The 24,223-nt window shown below is 57.5% G+C and carries 20 protein-coding genes; 10 read left to right on the top strand and 10 right to left on the bottom strand.

Annotation, left to right across the window (positions count from 1 at the left end; genetic code table 11):
- Positions 1 to 43 precede the first annotated feature (43 nt).
- The 4 genes from AC1D2P_RS14965 (at position 44) to AC1D2P_RS14950 (ending at position 7,047) form a co-directional block, all read left to right on the top strand.
- Positions 44 to 1,231, top strand: a complete 1,188-nt coding sequence (locus AC1D2P_RS14965; RefSeq protein WP_477757298.1) for a pyridoxal phosphate-dependent aminotransferase — start codon at positions 44 to 46, stop codon at positions 1,229 to 1,231.
- A gap of 444 nt (positions 1,232 to 1,675) precedes the next feature.
- Positions 1,676 to 2,407 (top strand): hypothetical protein, encoded by a 732-nt coding sequence (locus AC1D2P_RS14960; protein ID WP_477757299.1) that lies wholly within the window; start codon positions 1,676 to 1,678, stop codon positions 2,405 to 2,407.
- 176 nt (positions 2,408 to 2,583) lie between these two features.
- Positions 2,584 to 4,575, top strand: a complete 1,992-nt coding sequence (locus AC1D2P_RS14955; RefSeq protein ID WP_477757300.1) for a hypothetical protein — start codon at positions 2,584 to 2,586, stop codon at positions 4,573 to 4,575.
- Between the two features lie 228 nt (positions 4,576 to 4,803).
- Entirely contained in the window at positions 4,804 to 7,047 is a 2,244-nt protein-coding gene (locus tag AC1D2P_RS14950; RefSeq protein ID WP_109784777.1) for an autotransporter outer membrane beta-barrel domain-containing protein, read from the top strand.
- Positions 7,048 to 7,323: 276 nt separating this feature from the next.
- Here the strand turns inward: AC1D2P_RS14950 and AC1D2P_RS14945 are convergent, their stop codons facing one another.
- The 6 genes from AC1D2P_RS14945 to AC1D2P_RS14920 all read right to left on the bottom strand — a co-directional run bounded on the left by AC1D2P_RS14945 (position 7,324) and on the right by AC1D2P_RS14920 (position 14,855).
- The gene (locus tag AC1D2P_RS14945; protein WP_146206144.1) at positions 7,324 to 7,815 is read right to left on the bottom strand and encodes a hypothetical protein; all 492 of its coding nucleotides are present in this window, start codon (positions 7,813 to 7,815) and stop codon (positions 7,324 to 7,326) included.
- A gap of 212 nt (positions 7,816 to 8,027) precedes the next feature.
- Complete coding sequence (locus AC1D2P_RS14940; RefSeq protein ID WP_109784778.1) at positions 8,028 to 8,645, bottom strand: LysE family translocator; 618 nt, start codon at positions 8,643 to 8,645, stop codon at positions 8,028 to 8,030.
- Between the two features lie 51 nt (positions 8,646 to 8,696).
- On the bottom strand, positions 8,697 to 9,536 hold the full coding sequence (locus tag AC1D2P_RS14935; RefSeq protein WP_109784779.1) for an AraC family transcriptional regulator: 840 nt from the start codon (positions 9,534 to 9,536) through the stop codon (positions 8,697 to 8,699).
- A gap of 76 nt (positions 9,537 to 9,612) precedes the next feature.
- Positions 9,613 to 10,248, bottom strand: a complete 636-nt coding sequence (locus tag AC1D2P_RS14930) for a DUF1345 domain-containing protein (protein WP_477757301.1) — start codon at positions 10,246 to 10,248, stop codon at positions 9,613 to 9,615.
- Positions 10,249 to 10,592: 344 nt separating this feature from the next.
- A complete protein-coding gene (locus AC1D2P_RS14925) occupies positions 10,593 to 13,682 on the bottom strand; it encodes an efflux RND transporter permease subunit (protein ID WP_109784782.1) in 3,090 nt (1,029 codons plus the stop codon).
- 15 nt (positions 13,683 to 13,697) lie between these two features.
- The gene (locus AC1D2P_RS14920) at positions 13,698 to 14,855 is read right to left on the bottom strand and encodes an efflux RND transporter periplasmic adaptor subunit (RefSeq protein ID WP_477757302.1); all 1,158 of its coding nucleotides are present in this window, start codon (positions 14,853 to 14,855) and stop codon (positions 13,698 to 13,700) included.
- Positions 14,856 to 15,148: 293 nt separating this feature from the next.
- Here AC1D2P_RS14920 and AC1D2P_RS14915 point away from each other — a divergent pair, with 293 nt between their 5' ends.
- Both AC1D2P_RS14915 and AC1D2P_RS14910 read left to right on the top strand, forming a co-directional pair.
- Positions 15,149 to 15,850, top strand: a complete 702-nt coding sequence (locus tag AC1D2P_RS14915; RefSeq protein WP_109784784.1) for a response regulator — start codon at positions 15,149 to 15,151, stop codon at positions 15,848 to 15,850.
- A 4-nt stretch (positions 15,851 to 15,854) separates the two neighbouring features.
- Entirely contained in the window at positions 15,855 to 17,156 is a 1,302-nt protein-coding gene (locus tag AC1D2P_RS14910; protein ID WP_046027347.1) for an ATP-binding protein, read from the top strand.
- Positions 17,157 to 17,454: 298 nt separating this feature from the next.
- Here the strand turns inward: AC1D2P_RS14910 and AC1D2P_RS14905 are convergent, their stop codons facing one another.
- From AC1D2P_RS14905 to AC1D2P_RS14895, 3 genes are all read right to left on the bottom strand, one after another.
- Positions 17,455 to 18,222 (bottom strand): anti-sigma factor family protein, encoded by a 768-nt coding sequence (locus AC1D2P_RS14905; RefSeq protein WP_109784785.1) that lies wholly within the window; start codon positions 18,220 to 18,222, stop codon positions 17,455 to 17,457.
- Positions 18,219 to 18,704 (bottom strand): sigma-70 family RNA polymerase sigma factor, encoded by a 486-nt coding sequence (locus AC1D2P_RS14900; protein ID WP_080942989.1) that lies wholly within the window; start codon positions 18,702 to 18,704, stop codon positions 18,219 to 18,221. Before AC1D2P_RS14900 ends, AC1D2P_RS14905 begins: the two co-directional genes overlap by 4 nt.
- 66 nt (positions 18,705 to 18,770) lie before the next feature.
- Positions 18,771 to 19,313 (bottom strand): tetratricopeptide repeat protein, encoded by a 543-nt coding sequence (locus AC1D2P_RS14895; RefSeq protein ID WP_046027345.1) that lies wholly within the window; start codon positions 19,311 to 19,313, stop codon positions 18,771 to 18,773.
- A 159-nt stretch (positions 19,314 to 19,472) separates the two neighbouring features.
- Here AC1D2P_RS14895 and AC1D2P_RS14890 point away from each other — a divergent pair, with 159 nt between their 5' ends.
- From AC1D2P_RS14890 to nudC, 3 genes are all read left to right on the top strand, one after another.
- Positions 19,473 to 20,243: a class I SAM-dependent methyltransferase gene (locus AC1D2P_RS14890; protein ID WP_477757303.1), complete on the top strand. Its 771-nt coding sequence runs from the start codon at positions 19,473 to 19,475 to the stop codon at positions 20,241 to 20,243.
- 160 nt (positions 20,244 to 20,403) lie between these two features.
- Entirely contained in the window at positions 20,404 to 21,216 is an 813-nt protein-coding gene (locus AC1D2P_RS14885; RefSeq protein ID WP_223525294.1) for a crotonase/enoyl-CoA hydratase family protein, read from the top strand.
- Between the two features lie 6 nt (positions 21,217 to 21,222).
- The gene (nudC, locus tag AC1D2P_RS14880) at positions 21,223 to 22,053 is read left to right on the top strand and encodes an NAD(+) diphosphatase (RefSeq protein ID WP_477757304.1); all 831 of its coding nucleotides are present in this window, start codon (positions 21,223 to 21,225) and stop codon (positions 22,051 to 22,053) included.
- On the opposite strand, the gene AC1D2P_RS14875 is transcribed toward nudC, so the two are convergent.
- Complete coding sequence (locus AC1D2P_RS14875; RefSeq protein ID WP_477757305.1) at positions 22,021 to 22,800, bottom strand: TSUP family transporter; 780 nt, start codon at positions 22,798 to 22,800, stop codon at positions 22,021 to 22,023. The genes nudC and AC1D2P_RS14875 overlap by 33 nt on opposite strands.
- A 268-nt stretch (positions 22,801 to 23,068) precedes the next feature.
- Between AC1D2P_RS14875 and sfnG the strand changes: the two genes are divergently transcribed.
- Positions 23,069 to 24,163, top strand: coding sequence for a dimethylsulfone monooxygenase SfnG (sfnG, locus tag AC1D2P_RS14870; RefSeq protein ID WP_109784790.1), 1,095 nt, complete (start codon positions 23,069 to 23,071; stop codon positions 24,161 to 24,163).
- The last annotated feature ends 60 nt before the right edge of the window (positions 24,164 to 24,223 follow it).

Genomic DNA, 24,223 nt, shown 5'->3' with positions numbered 1-24,223 from the left:
GATAGGGTGAGGGCTGGAAGTTCGCGCGCGACAGGAGAACCACATGCGCTATTCAGCCTTGACCCAACGAATCGCCGGCGACGGAGCCGCCGCCTGGCAGATTCATGACCGAGCGCTGGAAATGCGCGAGCAGGGCGTCGATGTCCTGCTGTTGTCGATTGGCGATCCAGACTTTGACACGCCACAACCCATTGTCCAGGCCGCCATCGACAGTTTGCAGGCCGGCGACACCCATTACCCGGAGGTGCGCGGCAGTCGAGGGCTGCGTAACAGCATCGCGCGCCGCCATTGCCAGCGCAGCGGCCAAGCGGTGGATGGCGACCATGTGATCGTGTTCCCGGGGGCGCAATGCGCGGTGTATTCGGTCGCGCAATGCCTGCTCGATCCGGGTGATGAAGTGATCGTCGCCGAACCGATGTACGTGACCTACGAAGGCGTGTTCGGCGCCTGCGCCGCGACAGTCGTGCCGGTGCCGGTTCGACCGGAAAACGGCTTTCGCGTCGACCCGGCGGATGTCGCGGCACGGATCAGCCCGAAGACCCGGGTCATTCTGCTCAACAGTCCCAACAATCCGAGCGGTGCCAGTTTGCCGCTCCCCACGTGGCAAGCGCTCGCGGCGTTATGCGTGCGCCATGACCTGTGGCTGATCAGCGATGAGGTCTACAGCGATCTGTTGTTCGAGGGCGAACACACCAGCCCGGCGAGTTTGCCCGGCATGGCCGAGCGCACCGCGACCATCAACAGTCTGTCCAAATCCCACGCCATGAGCGGCTGGCGGGTCGGCTGGGCGATTGGCCCCAAACCCATGGCCGAGCACCTTGTGAACCTGTCGTTGAGCATGCTGTTCGGGATTCCGGACTTCATCCAGAACGCGGCGCAAGTGGCGCTTGATGAAGACCTGCCGGAAGTGGCGCTGATGCGCGAAGAATATCGCCAGCGCCGCGATCTGGTGTGCGCGGCATTGAGCGATTGCCCGGGGCTGCGCCCGATCCGCCCGGATGGCGGCATGTTTGTGATGGTGGACGTGCGCCAGACCGGGCTCGGCGCCCAGGGCTTTGCCGAGCGGTTGCTGGAAGGCTATGGCGTTTCGGTGCTGGCCGGGGAGGCGTTCGGGCCGAGTGCGGCGGGGCATATCCGGATCGGCTTGGTGGTCGATCAGGTGAAACTGGCTCAGGCGTGTCGGCGCATTGCGCTGTGTGCGGTGGACCTGCTGGGGGCGCGGCGAGCCTGAAAGGTTTTTGCCGGGTTTGATGGCCTCATCGCTAGCGAGGGTGTGCGGCATTCCGCTGTGGGGGCGGGCTTGCCCGCGAAGACGCCATAACATTCACCGCCCCCCCTAGGGCCGCCCTACGAACATCCAACTGCTCCGAAAAATCCAGGTTACGCACCGGTCCGTTATTCCCCCACCCCGCTAGAACAAACACTCACACGCACTTTGCCCCACTCTCGATGGTCGCCGTCTATTGGAAGGCTTCACGGGAGGCGTGAGCTCGCTGAAACCCTTTTCGGAAAACACCAATCCTCAACGACGGTTGAAGTTCTGTGACATTAAAAGTGAGTGGTAACCGACGAACGGTATTGGAACCTGTCAAATATGACAGTAGGCAAGTGTATTAACTTGGCGCCTAATTTATCCAGACATGAATTCACAGTTCGAAGTTAGCCGGAGGTAAAAATGCCAGCCGCCACGCCACTGATCTTCGACACTCCCAAAGTCATCGGCGTCTATGACGCCGATGTGGATCCGGAGGGCAATATCCCTTCGGAGTTGTTGCAAACGGGCATTGATGTCGTGATTCCATTGTGGCCTGAGCCTTCAACCGAGCCCGATGAGCGCGATATTTTAACGGTGTATTTTGAGCGTACAGGTCAGGTATTGGCTCCGATTGTAAATACCTACTACCCGCAGGATCTGCAGCCAGAGTTTATTGTTCATTTGGGGCCGGAGTATTTACGTGGGGATGGCGTCGCTGAATTGTGGTATGAACTTCTTAATTCGGCTGATAATCACTCTTATTCCTTTCGTCGTTACCTGACTATCGATCATGCACCTATTAAAAACGACCTTGTAGAAGCGCACTTTCCCCATGCCACGATAAACGGATATTTGAATTGCTCAACGGTTCCACCCTTATGGAGTGGTGTGACGGTTGAAATTGCACCTCTTGGTAGTGAATACGCGATCGGTGATCGAATTGAAGTGGAGTGGGAAGGGTTCGATAGTTTGAATGGCAGCGGTGCTCCTATTGCCAATACTTATAAAAAAATTACAAAAACAATTCAAGCGGACACTGAACTTCGAGAGAGTTTCACGGTGGTGGTATTGCCCTATGAAGTTCATATAAAGCCGATGATAATTAAATCGTCGGCCATAGTGAAATACAGTGTTTATCGGGGGGGAGATTAAAGGGAAGAGCTCCAGCGGGGTTAGTGAGAATAGACAGAATCATATCCGGAACTGATCTTCCCTGTGGACCTTGATGAAAGGGCGAAGTGTATAAAGCAGTAAAAAACAGGTGCGCACTGAACGCATTGTATGGTGTGAGCGTTGCGCTATCGATTGTTGGTCTATGGAGACGGTAAATGAACGCTAAAGTCGAACGCGGCACACTTTCAAGAGCCCTGGTGCTTCAAAACAATCATCAGCGCATCGGCGGCATTCTTGCAGATCCACCTGCTGTTACAATTACTGCGCAAACGCTATTGCCCGACCTGCGCATACCGGTGGCTGACGCACGGTTACCTCTTGAATATTCCATTCCCCAGCCCTCAGAGCCTGAAGATCCGGATGACTTGATCGAATTCAAGATTCGTCGTAAAGGCGCGCCCCTTTGGGAAAATATTGAACCCTCCCTTGATCTGGGACCGGTGGCGAATCGAGTATGGCCGCTGATACGAACAATCCCTGTGAGTTTCCTGGTAGAAACAGCCACTCCTGAAGATCCTACAGAATACGAAGTGCAATATATTTATTGGTACGGTGCCACGAATGAAGGGACTTCCGAGCTGACAACGTTTGCCATCGATTTTACACCTCCTTATAAAGTGAAAAACCCGGTAGCGGACCGTTCTCCCGGGGCACCATCGTTTCCTGCTGACATCGGGCCAGGGGTGCCTATCGATGAAACGGTTATCGACAGGCACCCGGCCGGGATACTCATTCGGGCCGCGTCTTACAGCGCTTGGTTAGACACCGATTACATCAGGGTTTACTGGGGGCTGGCTCCAGATATCGATCGAGACCTGCCTGCATTCGAAGGTCCATTGCCTTCGAATTTTTCGGTCACTATTCCGATCGATAAATTTTCAGGCTCCGAAGAGGGCGTAAATACGATGGTTTATACCGTGACCGATTTGGCGACGAATCGGAGCAAACGATCAAACCCGGCGAGACGGACAGTAAAATTCCTTGGTGATCCAACCACGATATTGCCGCCATTGGTGCCGCTGGCAAGTGGTGTTGGTGGAGATGACCGGATCGATCTCGCCGATTGCCGGGTGGGTGTACAAATTGAGATTACAGTACCGACATCCAACGCGCCGGGGGACACGATTATCGCCTTTTGGGGCACGGAGGAACTTAGCGAGGAAAGAGTAGGGATCAATACTGCGTTAGTATGGGACGTTGAGTTCGATGTCATTAAAAAAGTGTATGGCGTCACTGATGGAGATGTGGTGACGAACATCAGCTATAAAATGTTTAGAGGGGCTCGTAAAATTGCAGAGAGTGATATAAATATCAATGTCGATATTTCTTATCCAGGTCCGATCAATCCCGGTGAACCGGATCCTGTCAATATTTTACTTGATGCTCCGAGGCTGGAGTCGGCAAACGGAAACGTCGATCAAATTCTTGATGAAGATTATGGTGAAGATGCCACCATTTTCATTGATCTTTATGACGCGCCCGCCACGGAAGAAGGAATTTTAATTGATGTCTATTATGACAATGAACGAATAGACACCCTTGAGTTAACAAATGGGCAGGAAGGCACAACCCTTCAAACAACGTTGCCATGGGCAACAATACTCGGCCACTCAAACGGAACAAAAATTCTACATTGGGTACTGTATACGCTAACGGGACCCAACTCGATGGGGTCTCCTCCCAAGGATATCGATGTTCAGGCCAATTTGATTGAAACACCGATGCCTTTGGTTTTGGGCCTTGCAGGTCCGCTGCGACGGATTGGCTGCCCGACATTGAACTTTGGCGGTGACGGAACGCTCCGGCGAAACCTGATGGTGAATGTACCGAAAAGTGCCTATACGGTTGACGGTGAAACTATTACGTTGAAGTGGGCGGCCTATACTGCTGACTCACCACCAGTTCTGATCCCAGGGACTGAAGTCACCGTCGATCATGTTATTTCGGGTGTATATCCTGATGACGGTGTTGACATAGAAATCGGTGATTATAATGCCCACTTCAGACCGGCGAATCGCGCCGATGGCAAGTTGACTTACACTATTACACTTTCTGGTGGTGGTGTGACGCCTGATTCTTTGCCGGCCGTTCACCGCGTACTGTTGACTAATAGTGAAGGGCAATACTGCGAAGAAGCGAATCCATAAATCTGGGTAACAAAGACATACGCAGGGCCGCGAGTGGAAGCACATCACTCGCGGTTCGCGTTGCCATGCCGTAATTATTACGGATAGAGAGAATTCTAACGGACTTAATCCTGGCAATAAAAGGATAAATCCTACAGATCGTTTAGCCGCCTCCATATAGCCTAGCGCCCCCCCAATAAGTTGGTGACTCAGTACCAGCTTTCCAGTTTATCAAGGCAGGTGTCTACTATGCGCGACAAAGCATCATTCCTCCCTGAACAAGCAACGCAGTGGTCTTGGTTGATTACAACACTTCCTGTGGTTTTCATGTCGTTTGCTACAGCCGCTCCTGTCGTGGGCGGGAATGTGACGATCAATGGCGGTACGCCTGAAAGCTGGAACCTCAGCCAGAATGCAACATTGACGGTCAATGGCGCGCAAACGCTTGGCATTATTTCTGACAATTCAACACTCAATGTTAACTCGGGCAGCAATACCCAACAGATTTCGGTGCGCAATAATTCTGTCGTTAATCTGAGCGGCGCAACGGTATCCGGCGTCAGTGGTTTGGCCGCTGTTTTACTCAGCAACAGCACCGGCACAATCGACAACAGTACGATTACGGGTAATAGCGTGGGGTTGCAGGCGGTACGCAATGTCAGCACCCAAACCGGCTCCAACGTGGCCGTCACCGGTAGCACCATCAGCGGTGTTACGGGGGGCGTTCTGGCCAGTGCGTTCTCCAAACTCGGCCTTGTTAATTCAACCGTACAAGGAACCGCCATTACAAGTTACGGGCTTCGTTTACTGAGTGGGCAGGCTACAGCCACGGGCAGCAACATTATCGGGGGGCAAAACGGCGTGCTCATCAACCTCGACCCTAACGTCGTGCAACCTGCTGCGCTGCAACTCGAAAACACCCTTGTCCAGGGTAAAACCGGTTCGGCGATCCTGGTGAATTTCGCCAACGCTGGTGCGACAACTGCAACTATCACGGTGAGTAATTCGCAGCTGTTAGCGGGGAACGACACACTGCTCGATGTCAGAGGCGGCGCCAATACGTCCATGACGGTGAACGGCAGCACATTGAATGGCAATATCGTGACGGAACAGGGCAGCACGACTCAACTGACCTTGCAGAACAACTCGGTATTGACTGGGCGTCTGGAAAATGTCGCCAATACAACCATCAATGACAGCTCCCAGTGGGTGTTGGTGGGTGACAGTCAGGTCAACAACTTGACCCTCAACGGCGGTACGGTAGTGATGGGGCCTGCCGATTCTTTCTTTCAATTGAATGTCACCAACCTTTCGGGCAATGGCCGGTTTGTGATGGGTACAGATTTCAGCACCGGTCAGACCGATCTGCTGAATGTAACGGGGAACGCGACGGGCACGCATGAACTGTTGATTTCCAGCAGTGGGGTCGATCCGGCGGCAGGTGAACCCATTCGAGTTGTCCATACAGCAGGAGGGGATGCGCAGTTCTTCATCGACAAGGCCGTAGACCTTGGGGCGTTTTCCTACAGCCTGGCGAAAAATGGTGACGACTGGATTCTGGACCCGACCAACCGCACCGTCAGTCCTGGCGCCCGTTCGGTGCTTGCGTTGTTCAACACCGCGTTGCCCTCTTGGTATGGTGAACTGACCTCGTTACGGACTCGAATGGGTGAGTTGCGCTTCAATGGCGGTCAATCGGGAGGCTGGATTCGTGCCTATGGCAACAAGTACAACATTGCCGATGGCTCCGGGGTTGGCTACCAACAAACCCAACAAGGTTTCACCTTGGGCGCCGATGCGCCGCTGCCGGTGGGCGATGGTCAATGGTTAGTGGGTGTGATGGCAGGTCATAGCAAATCCGACCTGAATCTGGACGCTGGCACATCGGGAACTGTGAGCAGTTACTACCTCGGTACTTACACCACTTGGCTGGACGCAAAAAGCGGTTACTACTTCGATGGCGTCCTGAAGGCCAACAGGTTTCGAAACGACGCGAAAGTCGGCTTGAGCGATGGGGCCCGGGCACAGGGCAATTATGACAATACAGGCTTTGGCGGTTCCGTCGAGTTCGGCCGACATATTGAATTCGCCAACGGTAATTTCCTTGAGCCATTTACTCAATGGTCGGCCGTAGTCATTGAAGGAAAGGATTATTCTCTGGACAACGATTTGCAAGCTGAAGGGGATCCCACCCGTTCCTTGCTGGGCAAAGTGGGGCTGACTGCGGGTAAAAATATTGCAATGGAACAAGGAAGTGTGGTGCAACCTTATCTTCGTGCTGCGTGGGCCCACGAATTCGCAAAAAATAATGAAGTCCAAGTGAACAATAATGTCTTTAACAATGATCTTTCTGGCAATCGACTTGAGTTGGGGGCCGGTGTGGCGGTCGCCATGACCAAGCAGTTAAATATGCATGCGGATTTCGATTACAGCACCGGACGAAACTTTGAGCAGCCTTTCGGGATCAACATCGGATTCCGTTATGCGTGGTAAATAAAGCCAGATAGACGATTAATAAAAATCAAACTGTATGGACTGTGTAAAAACCTGGCTGTCTGTTTGACAATTAAAAAATGCTCCGTATTGAAAAATGCGGAGCATTTTTCGTTATGACTTACGTCTATGATAATCACGCAGCCTGGCCCGTCTGTTTCCGGTCTGGATAAAAAAACCGGCTATTTTCAGTAAAAAACAACCGCCCCGAACACGTCGGAGCGTTTGTTGGGACATCGTCGGTTTGTTTGCACCCGGTATGATGGATTTCCTTTATCAAGCCGCTACTAACGCTGCACGGCGACGGTTGGATCGAACTGTATTTCGGCTGGCCGAGAACGTGATCAAAATATTTAGCGTTCTCGGTTGGTCATCGTCGTTATTTTCAACAAGCACACTTACTTCTCCGGAAAAAACTCCGTTTTCATACTCCAATTGCGCGGTACCGGCGTTTTGGGTGTAAATGACCGGATTGTCCGGATTAGTGTTGTCTAAATAGGTAATGCGTGCCTCAGACGCACCTCGCGTCAGATTGTAACGCCCGGCTGCAAGGCCCTTGGAAAATGATAATTTAATTTCTTTTGTCGAATAATCCGGCGAAGGGGCTCGCTGCCTGGCAAACATAACGTGAGCTTCGCCATGTGGTAATGGGAAGGTTCCTTCCGATAACTCCACCAAACCTGCGTTAAATGGTACACCCGAACCAATTGTTCCGATGCAGGAGCCGGCAGCCACGGATTGTTTAATACTATTTTTCAAGATACTCATCAATGCGATCTCCACTGTCATGGCAAGAGGGTATCCCGTTATCTGAGGAAGACTGTCGGGATACTCTATGAATCCTCTATCGAAGTGGCTTTGTAAACTGTCAACTCTGACAGTTTACAAAGTGGGCTTTGATGTGGTTGATATTGATTTTTCGTGTTTTTGTATATCGCCACTGCATTTTAAATATTAACGCTATAAGGCAGTAAATTGAATTAGACGACCCATGCGCTCAAGCATGTTGAACCAAATAACAACAAACCCATGATTCGATAGAAGCTGCGTGTCGTTTTTGTAGAATGAGCTAGTTGCGCCATTCCCGAGCCCAGGAGCGCCCAAGTGCTCAGGCAAGGCAGGGCCACCAAAAAAAACACCAGACTCAAACATATGACGTGATTAAAACGGTCAGGACCGCTGCCGGCAAATACGCTGACGACCGCCATGGCCATTGTCCAGGCTTTCGCATTAATCCATTGCAGGCCCACTGCGGACCAAAAACTTGTTCGCGGGTGGTTGCTGTGGACGCTAGTATCGAATGTTTCGGACGGTGAGTGAAAAATCTGCCAGGCCAGATAACTGAGCCATGCAACGCCAATCCACTGCATAGCCATTTGCAAAAGTGGAACCCGGCTCAAGGACTCGCCAAACCCACACCCCATCAGTAGAACGATGAGCGCTGCGCTAGAGCATGCACCAAAGATGATTGGCAACGACGCCTTGAATCCATAACGGACACTATTGCTCAGCACTAAAATGTTGGTCGGTCCCGGTGTAATAGACGCGACAAACGCAAACAGTAAAAACGGCACCAGGGTGGGGAAGGTGGAAAACATGACTTTGAACTCCCGTGAATGATCGATGCGTCGATCTTCACAAGCATTAGGTCACGCGTCTGGAAGATTTGAGCAGCGCTTGCGGTACATTGCGGGCGTCAATCCATACGCCCGAACAAACCAGCGGCCCAGATGACTCTGGTCGGCAAATCCCAATGCCATTGCCACCGCCACCGGTTGCAAGCCGCTAGCAAGCATCCGCCGGGCCTTTGACAGGCGCAATTGCACCAGATAGGCGTGGGGTGCCAAGCCATAAGCAGCCTTGAACGCGCGAGTCAGACGAAAACGATCAACGCCAGTGCTGGCGGCCAGTTGATCGAGACCAATGTCATCTTGGGCATTGGCGTGCAAGTACTCCCGGGCTTTTTGCGCGACCAGCGGCAGGCGTGGATCCTCGCCATAGCGGGTGCGCCAGTGCAGGTGGCTGGTCAGGCGTTCGAGCAAACCGTCGAGGGCAGTCTGGCGCACGATCTTCAGTTCGCCGCCATGCAGGGTCTGGAAGGCCAGGCTAGTGGCGCGGGCCAGTCGCGGATCACTGGCCAGGGTATTGGCGAAACTCAATTGACTGTTGTCGGGGGCATTTTCGAAGACCGCACTGAGTTCGCGCTCAAGCCACTGCGGGTCGAGGTAGAGCATGCGATAGGTGAAACCTTCCTCGGTCGGTGCTTCACCGTCGTGGATATCACCCGGTTCAAGCAAAAACACCTTGCCCGGCGTGCTCTGATGCTTCGCCCGCCGGCAGTTGAATTGCTGAACCCCTTGCTCGGTGACACCCACCAGATAGCTGTCATGCCAATGCGGATCGTAGGCATGGCCCTCGAAATGCGCACGCAAGGTCTCGATGCCGGTGTCGGCATCCTGGGCCAGGTCGATCCAGTTGTGAGAATTCATGCGGCACCTGTGGGGCGGATTGCCGACGTATTTAACGCCCGCACCAAGGAGGCTGACTAGAACGTTTGTGCGCGGATCAGTTGAACAGTCCCGCGGCAATGTTGATCGAGAACCCGAGAATCGCCGTGTTGAACAGAAAACCGATCAGCGACTGCGCCAACACGATCTTGCGCAGCTCTCGCGTGGCCACGCCGACATCGGAGGTCTGCACCGCCGCGCTGATGGTGAACGAGAAATACAGGAAGTCCCAGTAATTGGGGTTTGCCAGGCCTTCAGCGAAGCGCAGCGCCAGGCCTTTGCCGCTCCAGGTGTAGAACAGGCGGGCGTAATGCAGGCAGAAAATCACCCCGATCAGCAGCCATGAACCGATCACGGTCATTGCGGTGAAAGCATAATGCAGCAGCTTGTGAGTGGTTTCCTTGTTGCCGGACAGTTCGAAAGTAATGGCAGCCAGGCTGGCAATGGCGGCGATGCACACCACGAACAGCACCAACCCGGCGTTCTCGTCTTCGATCTCGGCAATGCGCTTGACGTCTGGCGACTGGGTGCGGGCGGCGAGCCAAACCATCAGGATCAGGTAGGTCCAGACCGCGACATTCCAGCCAATGAGGATTTTGCTGATGATCGAATCGGCCGGCACCAGAATGCCAACAGCGATGCCGAGCGTAGTAGCGGCGGACAGGCGAGGGTGGGTGTGGGTGAGGAAGGGCATGGAGGCTCGATGCTTCAGGGCTTTTCAGCACCATAGCCCAGGTCAATGCGCTTTTACAGGCACCCGGTCTTTTGGGGGGATCAAAAGGGCTGGCACGAGTCAGGTGGGTATTCAGTTGGTGATCGAGAACCGGCCGTTTTCAATCGTGATGGTCGAGCCATCATTGACGATGCACGTCGCCCTGGCAATTGGACTGTCTTTTCATGACTGACTCCCGATTCGATAAGACGGGGGTGTCTTCGTGCGAGACAGGAGCCAGATTAAAGATTGGTTTTGTTCGATACTGTCAAATATGGCAGATATTAAACCGTTTTTTTAATGTCGTAATATCCATTACAGGCGTGTCATGTACGTCCTTTCACTAACTTCATCACCACCACAAAAAACACCGGCACGAACACCACCGCCAGCGTCGCCGTGATCATCCCGCCAATCACCCCGGTACCAATCGCTTGCTGGCTTGCCGAGCTGGCTCCCGTGGCAATCGCCAGCGGCACCACGCCGAGAATAAACGCCAGCGACGTCATGACGATCGGCCGCAGTCGCAACCGTGCCGCTTGCAACGTGGCGTCGACCAGGTCATGGCCTTCGTCGTACAGGCTCTTGGCGAACTCGATGATCAGAATCGCGTTTTTCGCCGACAGGCCGATGATGGTAATCAACCCCACCTTGAAGAACACATCGTTGGGCATGCCGCGAAAGGTCACCGCCAATACCGCGCCGAGTACGCCGAGCGGCACCACCAACAATACCGACGTCGGAATTGACCAGCTCTCGTATAGCGCCGCCAGGCACAGGAACACGATCAGCAGCGACAGCCCAAGCAGAATGGGCGCCTGGCTGCCGGACAAACGTTCCTGCAATGACAACCCTGTCCATTCCTGACCCAATCCCGCCGGCCCTTGTGCCACCAGCCGCTCGATTTCAGCCATGGCTTCGCCGGTACTGTGGCCCGGCGCCGGTTCGCCGGAAATGGCCACCGCCGGGTAACCGTTGTAGCGAGTCAGTTGCGCCGGGCCCTGGGTCCATTTGGCCTGGACGAAGGCCGACAGCGGCACCATTTTTCCGGCGTCGTTGCGCACGTGCATTTTCAGCAGATCAGCCACTTGGCTGCGCTGATCGCCTTCAGCCTGAACCACCACCCGTTGCATTCGGCCCTGGTTGGGGAAGTCATTGATGTAGGCCGAGCCGACGGCGGTGGACAGCAGGTTGCCGATGTCAGCAAAGGACACGCCCAGTGCGTTGGCCTGTTTGCGGTCGACTTCCAGTTGCACCTGCGGCGCTTCAGCCAGAGCGCTTTCACGCACGTTCATCAGGATCGGACTTTTCTCGGCGGCGGCGAGCAATTCACTGCGCGCCTGCATCAGTGTGGTGTGGCCGAGACCGCCACGGTCCTGCAAGCGGAACTCGAAACCGCTGGAGGTGCCCAGGCCGTCAACCGGTGGTGGCAGCACCGAAAAAGCCACGGCGTCCTTGATCTGGCTCAACGCGATATTGGCCCGGTCGGCAATCGAAGTCGCCGAGTCGTCACTGCTGCGTTCAGACCAATCCTTGAGCGTGGAAAACGCCAGCGCCGCGTTCTGCCCGCTACCAGAAAAACTGAAGCCGAGAATGATCGTGCTGTCGCCAATGCCCGGTTCCGTGGCGTTATGCGCTTCAATCTGCTCAACAACCTGCACCGTCCGGTTCTTGCTCGCGCCCGGCGGCAATTGAATGTCGGTGATGGTGTACCCCTGGTCTTCAACCGGCAGGAACGAGGAGGGCAAACGACTGAAACAAACGCCCAGACCGATCAGCAACACGCCATAGATCAGCAGGTATCGACCGGTGCGTTTCAACGCATAGGCGACCCAGCCTTGATAACGTTCGGTCAACCGTTCGAAGCCACGATTGAACCCACCGAAGAAGCCGGTCTTTTCGTGATGCTCACCCTTGGCAATCGGCTTGAGCAACGTCGCACACAGCGCCGGGGTCAACGTCAGCGCAAGGAACGCGGAGAACAAAATCGACGTGGCCATCGACAACGAGAACTGCTGGTAAATCACCCCGACCGAGCCTTGCATGAACGCCATCGGAATAAACACCGCCACCAGCACCAGCGTAATGCCGATAATTGCGCCGGTGATCTGTGTCATTGCCTTGCGCGTCGCTTCCTTGGGTGACAGGCCCTCGGTGGCCATGATCCGCTCGACGTTTTCCACCACCACAATGGCATCGTCCACCAGAATGCCGATGGCCAGCACCATGCCGAACATAGTCAGCACGTTGATCGAGAAACCCAGCGCCAGCATGGTCGCAAACGTGCCCATCAACGCGACCGGCACCACCAGGGTCGGGATCAGTGTGTAGCGGATGTTTTGCAGGAACAGGAACATCACCGCAAACACCAGCAACATCGCTTCGCCGAGGGTGTAGACCACTTTGGTGATCGAGACTTTGACGAAAGGCGAAGTGTCGTACGGGATCTTGTATTCCACCCCGGCCGGGAAATAGCGCGACAGTTCATCCATCTTCGCCCGCACCAGCGTTGCCGTGCTCAGGGCATTGGCCCCCGGTGCCAATTGCACGCTGACGGCGGTCGACGGTTTGCCGTTCAGGCGGGTGGAGAAGTTGTAGTCCTGGCTGCCGATCTCGACCCGTGCCACATCGCCGATGCGCACGGTGGAGCCGTCGGGATTGGCCTTGAGGACGATGTCGGCGAACTCTTGCGGTGTCGACAATTGGCCTTTGACCAGAATGGTCGCGGTGATTTCCTGGGTGGCGCGGGTCGGCAAGTCGCCGATACTGCCGGCCGATACCTGAGCGTTCTGCGCCACGATGGCAGCGTTGACATCGGCTGGAGTCAAGTTGAAGCCGATCAGTTTCTGCGGATCGATCCAGATGCGCATCGCCCGTTCGGCACCATACAACTGAGCCTTGCCGACACCGTCCAGACGCTTGATCTCGTTCATCACGTTACGCGCCAGGTAATCGCTGAGCGCCACGTCGTCGAGCTTGCCGTCGCTGGAAGTAAGGGTGATCAGCAACAGGAAACCGGCGGAGACTTTCTCCACCTGCAAACCTTGCTGGTTTACCGCTTGCGGCAGACGTGATTCCACGACTTTCAGGCGGTTTTGCACATCGACCTGAGCCATTTCCGGATCGGTGCCCGGTTGAAAGGTCGCCTTGATCGTGGCGCTGCCGAGACTGCTCTGGGATTCGAAATACAGCAGGTGATCAGCGCCGTTGAGCTCCTCCTCGATCAGGCTGACCACGCTTTCGTCCACGGTTTGCGCCGAGGCACCCGGGTACGTGGCATAGATTTCGATTTGCGGTGGCGCGACGTCGGGGTACTGCGCCACCGGCAACTGCGGAATGGCCAGCGCACCGGCCAACAGGATGAACAGGGCAACCACCCAGGCGAACACCGGGCGATCGATAAAGAACTGCGGCATAAAAAAGCGTCCTGCTTACTGACCAGAAACCTGGGCAAGTGGAAGAGGGGTGTTGTCGATCTGGACTTGCTCGCCGGGGCGCGCGTGTTGCAGGCCTTCGATGACGATGCGGTCGCCGGGCTTGAGACCTCCGGTGACGATCCAGCGATCGTTCTGCACCGCGCCCAGTTCAACCGGTTGCAGACCCACGCGTTGCTCGGCGTCGAGTAGCCACACTTGAGCAATACCGGCGCTGTCACGCTGGATCGCCCGTTGCGGCACGCTGATGCCTTGTTGGTTCACCGCCTGCTCCAGGCGCACACGCACAAAACTGCCCGGCAGCAAATCGAGGTCCGGGTTGGGAAACTCGCTGCGCAAGATGATCTGGCCCGTGCCCGGGTCCACGGTAATGTCGGTGAACAACAGCTTGCCCGGCAGCGGATAGAGACTGCCGTCGTCCTGGATCAATGTCGCTCTGGCCTGGCCCTGTCCGACTTGCTGCAACTGGCCGGAGCGGAAGGCCCGGCGCAGGTCGTTGAGTTCGCGGGTCGACTGGGTCAGGTCGGCATGAATAGGGTTTAGCTGCTGAATCAGCGCCATTGGCGTGGTTTCGTTCTGGCCGACCAGGGCGCCCTCGGTCACCAGTGCGCGGCCGACCCGCCCGGAAATCGGCGCGGTGACGGTGGCGTAGCCGAGGTTCAGTTTCGCCCGTTCCACGGCGGCTTTGTTGGCGGCCACGTCGGCCGCGGTTTGCCGGACGCTGGCGCGGGCGTTGTCGTAGTCCTGGCCGCTGATGGCGTTGCCTTCGATCAATCGTGCATACCGCTGCTCTTGCAGCCGGGCCTGGAAGGCGTTGGCCTCGGCCTTGCGCAATGCCGCTTCGGCGCTGTCCAGGTCGGCCTTGAACGGTGCGGGATCAATGCGAAACAACACGTCGCCTTTTTTCACATCGCTGCCTTCATTGAAGGTGCGTTGCAACACGACGCCGGCGACTCGGGCACGGACTTCGGCAATCCGTGGCGCGGCAATCCGCCCGCTCAATTCGCTGGTGATCGACAACGGCCGGGCTTCGATGGTTTCGATCCGCACGGTGGCCAGCGGCGCCTGTTCTTCGGCGTTGGAGGACTTGTCGCAGGCGCTCAGCGTCAGCGCCAGCGCAAACACGCCGAGCGTGGCAAACAGATTCTTTGACATGGAAATACCCCAATAATGACCACCCGCATCCTACGGGGCGCCGACGAGGGTAGCGGTGAAGCTTTGTTGGTGCTGTGTGAAATTGTGTAAGGGTTTTGCTCGGGCGGGCGTGAGGGCGTATATCCTTGGCGACTTGATATTTTTTGCGACTGTTACGCCGTCATCGCGGGCAAGCCCGCTCCCACAGGGATCTAATGTGGACACAGCATTTGTGAATACCACCGACCACTGTGGGAGCGGGCTTGCCCGCGATGAGGCCTTAACAGTAGCCACTGCACTTTCTGGAAACACCCATGCCCAACATCCTCTTGGTCGAAGACGACACCGCCCTCTCCGAACTGATTGCCAGCTACCTGGAACGCAACGGCTACTCGGTCAGTGTGATCAGTCGTGGCGACCACGTACGTGAGCGCGCGCGGGTCAATCCGCCGGACCTGGTGATCCTCGACTTGATGTTGCCGGGCCTCGATGGCCTGCAAGTCTGCCGCTTGCTGCGGGCGGATTCGGCCACGCTGCCGATCCTCATGCTCACCGCCCGCGACGACAGTCACGATCAGGTGCTGGGCCTGGAAATGGGCGCCGACGACTACGTCACCAAGCCCTGCGAGCCCCGGGTTTTGCTGGCCCGGGTGCGTACATTGCTGCGCCGCAGCAGCCTTGCCGATCCGCAAACCGCCAACGACCGCATCCTCATGGGCAACCTGTGCATTGACCTGTCCGAGCGCACCGTGACCTGGCGCGAGCAATTGGTTGAACTGTCCAGCGGCGAGTACAACCTGCTGGTGGTGCTGGCCCGGCATGCTGGCGAAGTGCTGAGCCGCGACCAGATCCTGCAGCGTTTGCGCGGTATCGAATTCAACGGCACAGACCGTTCGGTGGACGTGGCGATTTCCAAGTTGCGGCGCAAATTCGACGACCACGCCGGCGAGGCGCGCAAGATCAAGACTGTCTGGGGCAAGGGTTATCTGTTCAGCCGTTCCGAGTGGGAATGCTGAAACGATGTTCAGAATTCTGTTTCGCCTGTACCTGGTAACCATCGTCTCCTTCAGCGCGGCGATCTATCTGGTGCCAGATATCGTGGTCAAGGTCTTCCATGAACGCTTTATCACCTACAACCTCGACTATTCGCGAGGTTTGCAGACCCTCATCGTCAAACAGTTCCATGCGGTGCCCGACGCGCAGTGGCCGGCCTTGGCGGTCGAGATGGACAAGGAGTTTGCCCCGCTGCACATCGTTCTGACACGCAATGATGATCCCGAATTTACCCTGTTTGAGCGCGAACGCCTGCAGCGCGGCGAGAACGTGGTGCGCATCGGCGACTGGGGCTGGCGCACGCTCGCCGTGGCCCCCCTGAACGAGCAGACAGTGGTGCAAATGATCGTGCCGCCGGACCCGATGGACGTCAGCTTGCTGTACTGGAGCATCAACGTTCTGATCGGGGCAACCATGCTGGCGTGCCTGTTGCTATGGTTGCGTCCGCACTGGCGCGATCTGGAACGCCTCAAAGGCACCGCCGAACGTTTCGGCAAAGGCCACCTGAGCGAACGCACACTGATTTCCCGACACTCCAACATCGGCAGCCTGGCCAATGTCTTCGACACCATGGCCGGCGACATCGAAAGCCTGCTCAACCAGCAGCGCGACTTGCTCAACGCGGTCTCCCACGAACTGCGCACGCCGCTGACCCGCCTGGATTTTGGCCTGGCGCTGGCGCTGTCCGACGACTTGCCCGCCGCCAGCCGCGAGCGCTTGCAAGGCCTGGTGGCACACATCCGCGAACTCGATGAATTGGTGTTGGAGTTACTTTCCTACAGCCGCCTGCAAAACCCGGCTCGCCTGCCAGAGCGGGTTGAAGTGTCGCTGGACGAGTTTATCGACAGCATCCTGGGGAGCGTCGATGAAGAACTGGAGTCGCCGCACATCGTGATAGACGTCCTGCTTCAAGGCCAGCTCGAACGCTTCACGCTCGACCCGCGCCTGACCGCTCGCGCAATTCAGAACCTGCTGCGCAATGCCATGCGCTATTGCGAAAAACGCATTCAAATTGGCGTTCAGGTCTGTACCAAGGGCTGTGAAATCTGGGTCGATGACGACGGCATTGGCATTCCTGATGACGAGCGCGAGCGGGTCTTTGAGCCGTTTTATCGACTGGACCGAAGTCGGGACCGGGCGACGGGCGGGTTCGGCCTGGGGCTGGCGATCAGCCGTCGGGCACTGGAAGCGCAGGGCGGCACACTGACCGTCGAACTGTCGCCGCTGGGTGGCGCGCGCTTTCGTTTGTGGTTGCCGACCCAATCCTGAATTTAGCAGCTGTCGAGCCCGCAAAGTTGCGTCTGCCGTAGCAGCTGTCGAGCCTGCGAGGCTGCGTCCGGCCGCGTAGCGGTCGTAAAACCTGCACAAGCATTCTTTATGAAGCACCGCACCGTCTGATTTACGACTGCTTCGCAGTCGGACGCAGCCTCGCAGGCTCGCAGGCTCGACAGCTGCTACGGCGGACGCAGCCTCGCAGGCTCGACAGCTGCTACGGCGGACGCCGCCTCGCAGGCTCGACAGCTGCTACGGCGAATGCAGCCTCGCGGGCTCGGCAGCGGCTACAAAACTATGCGCCAAGCCGGGTTCGCAACACGGTGGCCATGCCCTCCAGCTCGGCTGCCGGGTTGTGTCCGATCAGCATCCAGGCATGCTCCATGTCCGCCCAATAAACCACGTTCATGTCGTGCCGGCGCTCATGGGCGAGGTGGCGACTGCCGCTGTTGGAGCGGGTGGCGCACAAGGCAATCGGGCCGTGCACCGGATCCAGGTACGTAATCTGCGCAATGGGCACGCCGTCATATTCGAGGATTTGCGCGCGCTTGAACTCGGACCTTGGCAGGACCAGTTGGGCCGGCGTCAGGTTCAGGCCCAGGCGCGTGTCGATGATGCGCAGTTGCGCACTTTGGCTGGCTTCATCGCTGGGCAGGTGCTCCAGCGTTTGCGGCACGTAAAGCGACATGTAGTCCGCCACCAGGCCGCGCCAATTGGTTTTTTCCTGACTCAATTGCCAGCCCAGGAACAAACGGTCCGCCACCACGCTGCTGAGCACCAACCCGGCAGCTGCCGCGAGAAACCAGCGACGATTCATCGACGGGCGTTCAGGGGAAGGCAAGGTGTCGAGCATCGACTGTAAGCGATCCAGGGGCGCCTGTTGGCCCAGTTCGGCATAGGCTTCCTTGAACGGCAGGCAGCTGCGGGCCAGCCATTGCAGGCGCAGGTTGAGCGTCGAATCCTCGGCGATGGCCGCGTCAATGCGACTGCGTTGCTCGATATCGAGTTGATCGTCGAGGTACGCCACCAGTTGCTCATCCGACGGTATGCCACGCTCGTTCATCGACGTTCTCCCGTGGAAGGGTTCGGTACCGCGTGCAGCGGCGGATACTCGGCCAGTTTCACCCGTGCCGCGGCCAGCCGGCTCATGACCGTGCCGATGGGCACTTGCAGCACCTCGGCGACTTCGCGATACGCCAAACCTTCGACATACGCCAGGTACACCGTTTCGCGTTGTGCTTCTGGCAACGCGTCGACACGCCGGATCACTTGAGCGGCGAGCACATGGGTTTGCGCCGCGTGTTCGCCGTCAAACGACAAGTGACTGTCGGCATCCACCAATCCCTGGCCCTGACGCACGCGCCGGTTGCGCACTTCGTTGAGCCAGATCGAGTGAAGAATGCTCAACAACCAGCGGTCCATACGCGTACCCGGGATAAACTGCCCGGCACGCTCAAGCGCCCGCACGCAAGTCGCCTGCACCAGGTCTTCGGCCACATGCCGTTGCCGGGACAGCAACAAGCCATAGCGCCACAAACGCGCCAAGTGCTGGCCCAGTTCGGCCCTGATTGCTTGATCGTTGGCGATGACGAACTCCGTCTATCTCGGTTGTCAGGTTTTCGATGAGTCGTTGATGGCTTCGGCCAGGTCCTGATACTCCTCACAGGTGTTGCCGCAAATCGATTTGATGTGCTGCAACTGTTCCTGGGCCAGGTCCAGTCGACCCTTGATCACGTACGCTTCGCCGAGGTACTCGCGCACTTTCGCATACTGCGGGTCAAGTTTGACCGATTGCAGGTAGTAACCGATGCCTTCGTCGGTGCGCCCCAGTTTACGCGTGGCGTAGCCCCGATAGTTCAAGGCGATGGCGGTGTTCGGCTCTTTCAGGGTGTCGAGCAGGGCCAAGGCTTCCTCGTAGCGTCCGTCCTTGGCCAGACGATAAGCGTAGCTGGTTCGGTCGGCGTCCGGCACGAGGTTGCTGGTTTGCTTGAGGCATTTTTGCGATCTGGAGTCGAACACCTGGCCTTTCGGGCAGTTGGGCCTGGCGGGTGCGTCTTCTTCGCCATGGGCCTGGGCGAGCGAACTGGTCAATGCTGCCGTCAGGCAACCGGCAAGCAGCAGCGGGGCGGTGAAAACAGCAAAACGCACGTTCATGGGCAAGGCTCCAGGGTTTGAATCACGATAATGTGGGGTGATGAATTGAAAACACCGCAGCGTGAACAATTATTCATTTCTTTCTGGAGAACATTGCAACGAAAGCTCAAACCTTGGCGCTATGCTCGACAGCATTCGTTGTCCACCGGGAGAACTGCCATGACAGACCACGTTCATCACGCGACGGCGGGCTATAAAACCAGCGCCGAAACCTATGTGCGCGGCCGCCCGGACTACCCGCCAGCGGTCGCTGACTGGCTGGCGGGTACGTTGGGCTTGAGCGCCGACAAAAGCGTGGTGGACCTGGGCGCCGGCACCGGCAAGTTCACCGGCCGGTTGCTGGCGACCGGAGCGCAGGTGATTGCCGTGGAACCGGTGGCGCAGATGCTGGAGAAGCTGTCTCAGGCCTATCCCGAAGTGCTGGCGGTCAACGGCACCGCTACGGATTTGCCGCTACCGGATGCGTGTGTGGACGTGGTGGTCTGCGCCCAGGCCTTTCACTGGTTCGCCAACGCCCGGGCGCTGACCGAAATAGCCCGGGTCCTGAAGCCGGGCGGCAAGCTGGGGCTGGTGTGGAACCTGCGCGATACCAAGGTCAGTTGGGTGCCGAAACTGGATGCGATCGTCAACGCGCTGGAAGGCGATACGCCGCGTTATTACACCGGCGCCTGGCGCCGGGCGTTTCCACATCCAGCGTTCGGGCCATTGCAGGTGCAGCACTTCAACCATGGACACACGGGATCGCCTGAGGATGTGATCTTCAATCGGGTGCGCTCCACCAGTTTTATTGCGGCGCTGCCGCAGGCCCAGCGGGCGAAAGTGGATGAGCAGATTCGTGCGTTGATTGCTTCAGAACCGCAATTGCGTGGACGAGAGGTGGTGACGGTTCCGTATGAGACGGCGGCGTTTGTGGTGGTGAAGGCCAGTTAAGCGGGCGGTGCGACGATTCGGCTTGCCCGCGATGAAGCCCACCCAGTCACTGGCGATCCAGAAGCCAGTCCCGCTTTTGGCCGAACCACTGCCTTACTGTCCACCCTGATGCCTTGTTATAGTCCGGGCCTCTTTTTTTGCCCGGTAAAGGATCCCTGCCATGACTCAGTACACCGCGTTCACCGTCGAACTCGCCGACAACATCGCCCATGTGCAGATCAACCGCCCGGAAAAGATTAATTCGATGAACACCGCGTTCTGGAGCGAAATCATCGAGATTTTCCAGTGGATCGACGACACCGATGAAGCGCGCGTCGTGGTCCTTAGCGGCGCCGGCAAGCATTTTTCCTCCGGTATCGACCTGATGATGCTGGCCGGCGTGGCCAATGAACTGGGCAAGGACGTCGGCCGCAACGCGCGCCTGCTGCGCCGCAAGATTCTCGCCCTGCAAGCCTCTTTCAATGCCGTCGATAATTGCCGCAAGCCGGTACTGGCGGCTATCCAGGGTTATTGCCTGGGCGGCGCAATTGATCTGATTGCCGCGTGTGACATGCGTTACGCCGCCGAAGACGCACAATTCTCGATCAAGGAAATCGACATCGGCATGGCCGCCGACGTTGGCACCTTGCAACGCTTGCCGCGCATCATCGGTGACGGCATGCTGCGTGAACTGGCTTACACTGGTCGCACTTTTGGCGCCGACGAAGCGCGTAACATAGGCCTGGTCAATCGCGTCTACAGCGACAAAGCCAGCCTGTTGGATGGCGTGATGGGCATTGCCCGCGAGATCGCCGCAAAGTCGCCGATTGCCGTCACCGGCACCAAGGAAATGATCAGCTACATGCGCGACCATCGTATTGACGACGGCCTCGAATATGTCGCCACCTGGAACGCCGCCATGCTGCAATCCACCGACTTGCGCGTGGCGATGGCCGCCCATATGAGCAAACAGAAACCCGAATTTCTGGATTGATTAAAAATGACTTCACGCTGGACCACCGCAGTACTGGACACCGATCTACCCGGCGGCTGGGCTGTGGCCCGTAGCCCCGAAGGTTTTCTGTTCGATGACAATGGCGCGCTGTTCCCGCGTGAGTGGCTCAAGCGTCAGGACTTGTCGATTCTCGCCGAGCACGGCATTGGCCATCTCGACGGCGAGCCGGTCTATCTGCTGGAATTGCGCAGTCACAGCGACGTGCCGGGTTGCAACTGGAAAGGCCTGCGGGCGTTCATGCTGGAAGGCGATCACACGGTGTACAAGGTGCTCGGCTATGCCGCGCAAATTGGCACCTGGTATCGCGAGCATCGCTTCTGCGGCAACTGTGGGCAGGCGGCAACGCAGGTTCCGCGTGAGCGGGCGATGTATTGCGAGCCCTGTGATTTGCGCTATTACCCACGGATCTCGCCGAGCATGATCGTGCTGGTCACCCGTGACGATGAAGTCTTGCTGGCCCGTTCGCCACGCTTTGTCAGCGGGGTCTACAGCACGTTGGCGGGGTTTGCCGAGCCGGGGGAGTCGGCGGAAGACTGCCTGATTCGCGAGGTGCGCGAAGAAGTGCGCATCGAGGTCAAGAACATCCAGTACCTGGGCAGCCAGTGCTGGCCGTTCCCGCACTCGATGATGCTCGGCTTCCATGCCGAGTACGCCGGTGGCGAGATTGTCTGTCAGGAGGACGAAATCGAAGACGCCCAGTGGTTCAACGTCCACGCGCTGCCGCCGTTGCCGGCGTCGCGCTCGATTGCCCGTTACCTGATCGATGTCTATGTGGCGCGCCGCTTAGGCCACGCTGAACCAGTGCTGCCAGGCTAACCGCACGGTCAAGCCCAGTACCACGGTGATGAACACCGGCCGAATGAATTTCGCGCCGCCGCTGATGGCGGTGCGAGCACCAAAGAATGCGCCGACCATCACCGACAGGCCCATGCTCAGGCCGATGATCCAGTCCACCTGCCCGGAAAACACAAACACCGACAGCGCCGCTATGTTGCTGACGAAGTTCATGCTGCGCGCCACGCCGCTGGCCTTTACCAGGTCGATCGGGTACATCAGCAGACTGCTGACGGTCCAGAATGCACCTGTGCCTGGACCCGCCACGCCGTCGTAGAAACCGAGGCTGAAGCCTTGGGTCGATTGCCACTTTTTCTTGATCGGTGCATCGCTGTTCAACGGTGCTTTCGGTGTGCCGCCAAACAACAGGTACAGGCCGCAAGCGAACACGATCACCGGCAGCATTTTGTTCAGCCATTCGGCGGGCAAGTAATGCGCGACGATGGCGCCGGTCAATGCGCCGACCAGGGTGCCGACGATGGCATGCACCCACTGCCGGGGATGGAACAGCTTGCGCCGGTAGAAGGTGAAACTGGCGGTGGCCGAGCCGAACGTCGAACTCAACTTGTTGGTGCCCAGCACCAGGTGCGGTGGCAGGCCGGCGGTCAGCAGTGCCGGCGTGGTCAGCAGGCCGCCACCGCCGGCAATCGCGTCGATGAAGCCGGCAATGAAGGCAACGACGGCCAGAATGGCCAGGGTAGTGAGGTCAACGCTGAGTTCGAAAGGCATGGAGTCGGCTTATTCGGCGGGGTGCAGGAAAGGGCTGCGGGGAAGGGCCGGTATCTTACCCATATCCGGACTTAGCGGCGAGCCGTCAGGCCGCTTCGTTAGCAGGCGCTACAGCCACTAAAACTGTTGCTCAGCCAACAGCCCGCCGACAAACAGGATGTGGACTAACAGTAAAATCCCCCCGAATATCCCGACAAACCCGCGATTTCAGCCCTGGCACGCTTGCTGCTCTGTCCATGGGACATCCCTGAATCCCGAGGACACGCCAATGAGTCAGCAAGCCGTCAAATTTGCCTACTGGGTACCGAACGTCAGCGGCGGGCTGGTGGTCAGTAAAATCGAACAACGCACCCACTGGGGCATCGACTACAACCGCAAACTCGCGCAATTGGCCGAGTCAGCCGGGTTCGAATACGCGCTCACCCAGATTCGCTTTACTGCCGGTTACGGCGCCGAATACCAGCATGAGTCGGTCGCCTTCAGCCATGCGCTGCTCGCGGCCACCACCACATTGAAAGTGATCGCTGCAATCCTGCCAGGTCCCTGGCAACCGGCGCTGGCGGCCAAGCAGTTGGCCACAATCGATCAACTGACCCATGGGCGAGTCGCGGTGAACATCGTCAGCGGTTGGTTCAAAGGTGAGTTTCAAGCGATAGGCGAACACTGGCTGGAGCACGATGAGCGTTATCGCCGTTCCGAAGAGTTCATCCGCTCGCTCAAGGGCATCTGGAGCCAGGACAATTTCACCTTTCGCGGGGATTTCTACCGTTTCGACAACTACAGCCTCAAACCCAAGCCCTTGGGCCAACCGGAAATCTTCCAGGGCGGCAGTTCTCGCGCGGCGCGAGACATGGCTGCGCGGGTCTCGGACTGGTACTTCACCAACGGTAATACGCCGGAAGGCATCAAGGCCCAAGTAGACGATATCCGGGCCAAAGCCACCGCCAACCACCATTCGGTAAAAATCGGAGTCAATGCGTTTGTCATCGCCCGGGACACGGAAGAAGAAGCGCGAGCAGTGCTGGCGCAGATCATCGATCAGGCTGATCCAGACGCGGTGAACGCCTTTGGCGATGCGGCGAAACAAGCGGGCAGGGCATCGCCGGAAGGCGAGGGCAATTGGGCGAAGTCGACGTTCGAGGATCTGGTGCAGTACAACGATGGCTTCAAGACCAATCTGATCGGCACACCGCAGCAGATTGCCGAGCGGATTGTGGCATTGAAGGCGGTCGGGGTGGATCTTGTGCTGGCGGCGTTTCTACATTTTCAGGAAGAGGTGGAATATTTCGGCCAGCGCGTGTTGCCGTTGGTGCGCGAGCTAGAAGCCAAGGCCCAATCCAGGCCAGCCACCGCAGCCGCATAATTCCCCCTGTAGGAGCCGGGCTTGCCCGCGATGGCGGCATCACATTCAACACTTCAGTTG

The sequence above is a fragment of the Pseudomonas sp. P1_F1_2 genome (assembly GCF_056405815.1).
The sequence above is the reverse complement of the archived record's forward strand: the minus strand, read 5'-3'. Positions and strand labels throughout refer to the sequence as shown.

What these genes read in the sequence shown, in the direction of transcription:
- AC1D2P_RS14965 (WP_477757298.1), top strand. Translation starts at nt 44, where the DNA reads ATGCGCTATTCAGCCTTGACCCAACGAATCGCCGGCGACGGAGCCGCC.
- AC1D2P_RS14960 (WP_477757299.1), top strand. Translation starts at nt 1,676, where the DNA reads ATGCCAGCCGCCACGCCACTGATCTTCGACACTCCCAAAGTCATCGGC.
- AC1D2P_RS14955 (WP_477757300.1), top strand. Translation starts at nt 2,584, where the DNA reads ATGAACGCTAAAGTCGAACGCGGCACACTTTCAAGAGCCCTGGTGCTT.
- AC1D2P_RS14950 (WP_109784777.1), top strand. Translation starts at nt 4,804, where the DNA reads ATGCGCGACAAAGCATCATTCCTCCCTGAACAAGCAACGCAGTGGTCT.
- AC1D2P_RS14945 (WP_146206144.1), bottom strand. Translation starts at nt 7,815, where the DNA reads ATGAGTATCTTGAAAAATAGTATTAAACAATCCGTGGCTGCCGGCTCC.
- AC1D2P_RS14940 (WP_109784778.1), bottom strand. Translation starts at nt 8,645, where the DNA reads ATGTTTTCCACCTTCCCCACCCTGGTGCCGTTTTTACTGTTTGCGTTT.
- AC1D2P_RS14935 (WP_109784779.1), bottom strand. Translation starts at nt 9,536, where the DNA reads ATGAATTCTCACAACTGGATCGACCTGGCCCAGGATGCCGACACCGGC.
- AC1D2P_RS14930 (WP_477757301.1), bottom strand. Translation starts at nt 10,248, where the DNA reads ATGCCCTTCCTCACCCACACCCACCCTCGCCTGTCCGCCGCTACTACG.
- AC1D2P_RS14925 (WP_109784782.1), bottom strand. Translation starts at nt 13,682, where the DNA reads ATGCCGCAGTTCTTTATCGATCGCCCGGTGTTCGCCTGGGTGGTTGCC.
- AC1D2P_RS14920 (WP_477757302.1), bottom strand. Translation starts at nt 14,855, where the DNA reads ATGTCAAAGAATCTGTTTGCCACGCTCGGCGTGTTTGCGCTGGCGCTG.
- AC1D2P_RS14915 (WP_109784784.1), top strand. Translation starts at nt 15,149, where the DNA reads ATGCCCAACATCCTCTTGGTCGAAGACGACACCGCCCTCTCCGAACTG.
- AC1D2P_RS14910 (WP_046027347.1), top strand. Translation starts at nt 15,855, where the DNA reads ATGTTCAGAATTCTGTTTCGCCTGTACCTGGTAACCATCGTCTCCTTC.
- AC1D2P_RS14905 (WP_109784785.1), bottom strand. Translation starts at nt 18,222, where the DNA reads ATGAACGAGCGTGGCATACCGTCGGATGAGCAACTGGTGGCGTACCTC.
- AC1D2P_RS14895 (WP_046027345.1), bottom strand. Translation starts at nt 19,313, where the DNA reads ATGAACGTGCGTTTTGCTGTTTTCACCGCCCCGCTGCTGCTTGCCGGT.
- AC1D2P_RS14890 (WP_477757303.1), top strand. Translation starts at nt 19,473, where the DNA reads ATGACAGACCACGTTCATCACGCGACGGCGGGCTATAAAACCAGCGCC.
- AC1D2P_RS14885 (WP_223525294.1), top strand. Translation starts at nt 20,404, where the DNA reads ATGACTCAGTACACCGCGTTCACCGTCGAACTCGCCGACAACATCGCC.
- nudC (WP_477757304.1), top strand. Translation starts at nt 21,223, where the DNA reads ATGACTTCACGCTGGACCACCGCAGTACTGGACACCGATCTACCCGGC.
- AC1D2P_RS14875 (WP_477757305.1), bottom strand. Translation starts at nt 22,800, where the DNA reads ATGCCTTTCGAACTCAGCGTTGACCTCACTACCCTGGCCATTCTGGCC.
- sfnG (WP_109784790.1), top strand. Translation starts at nt 23,069, where the DNA reads ATGAGTCAGCAAGCCGTCAAATTTGCCTACTGGGTACCGAACGTCAGC.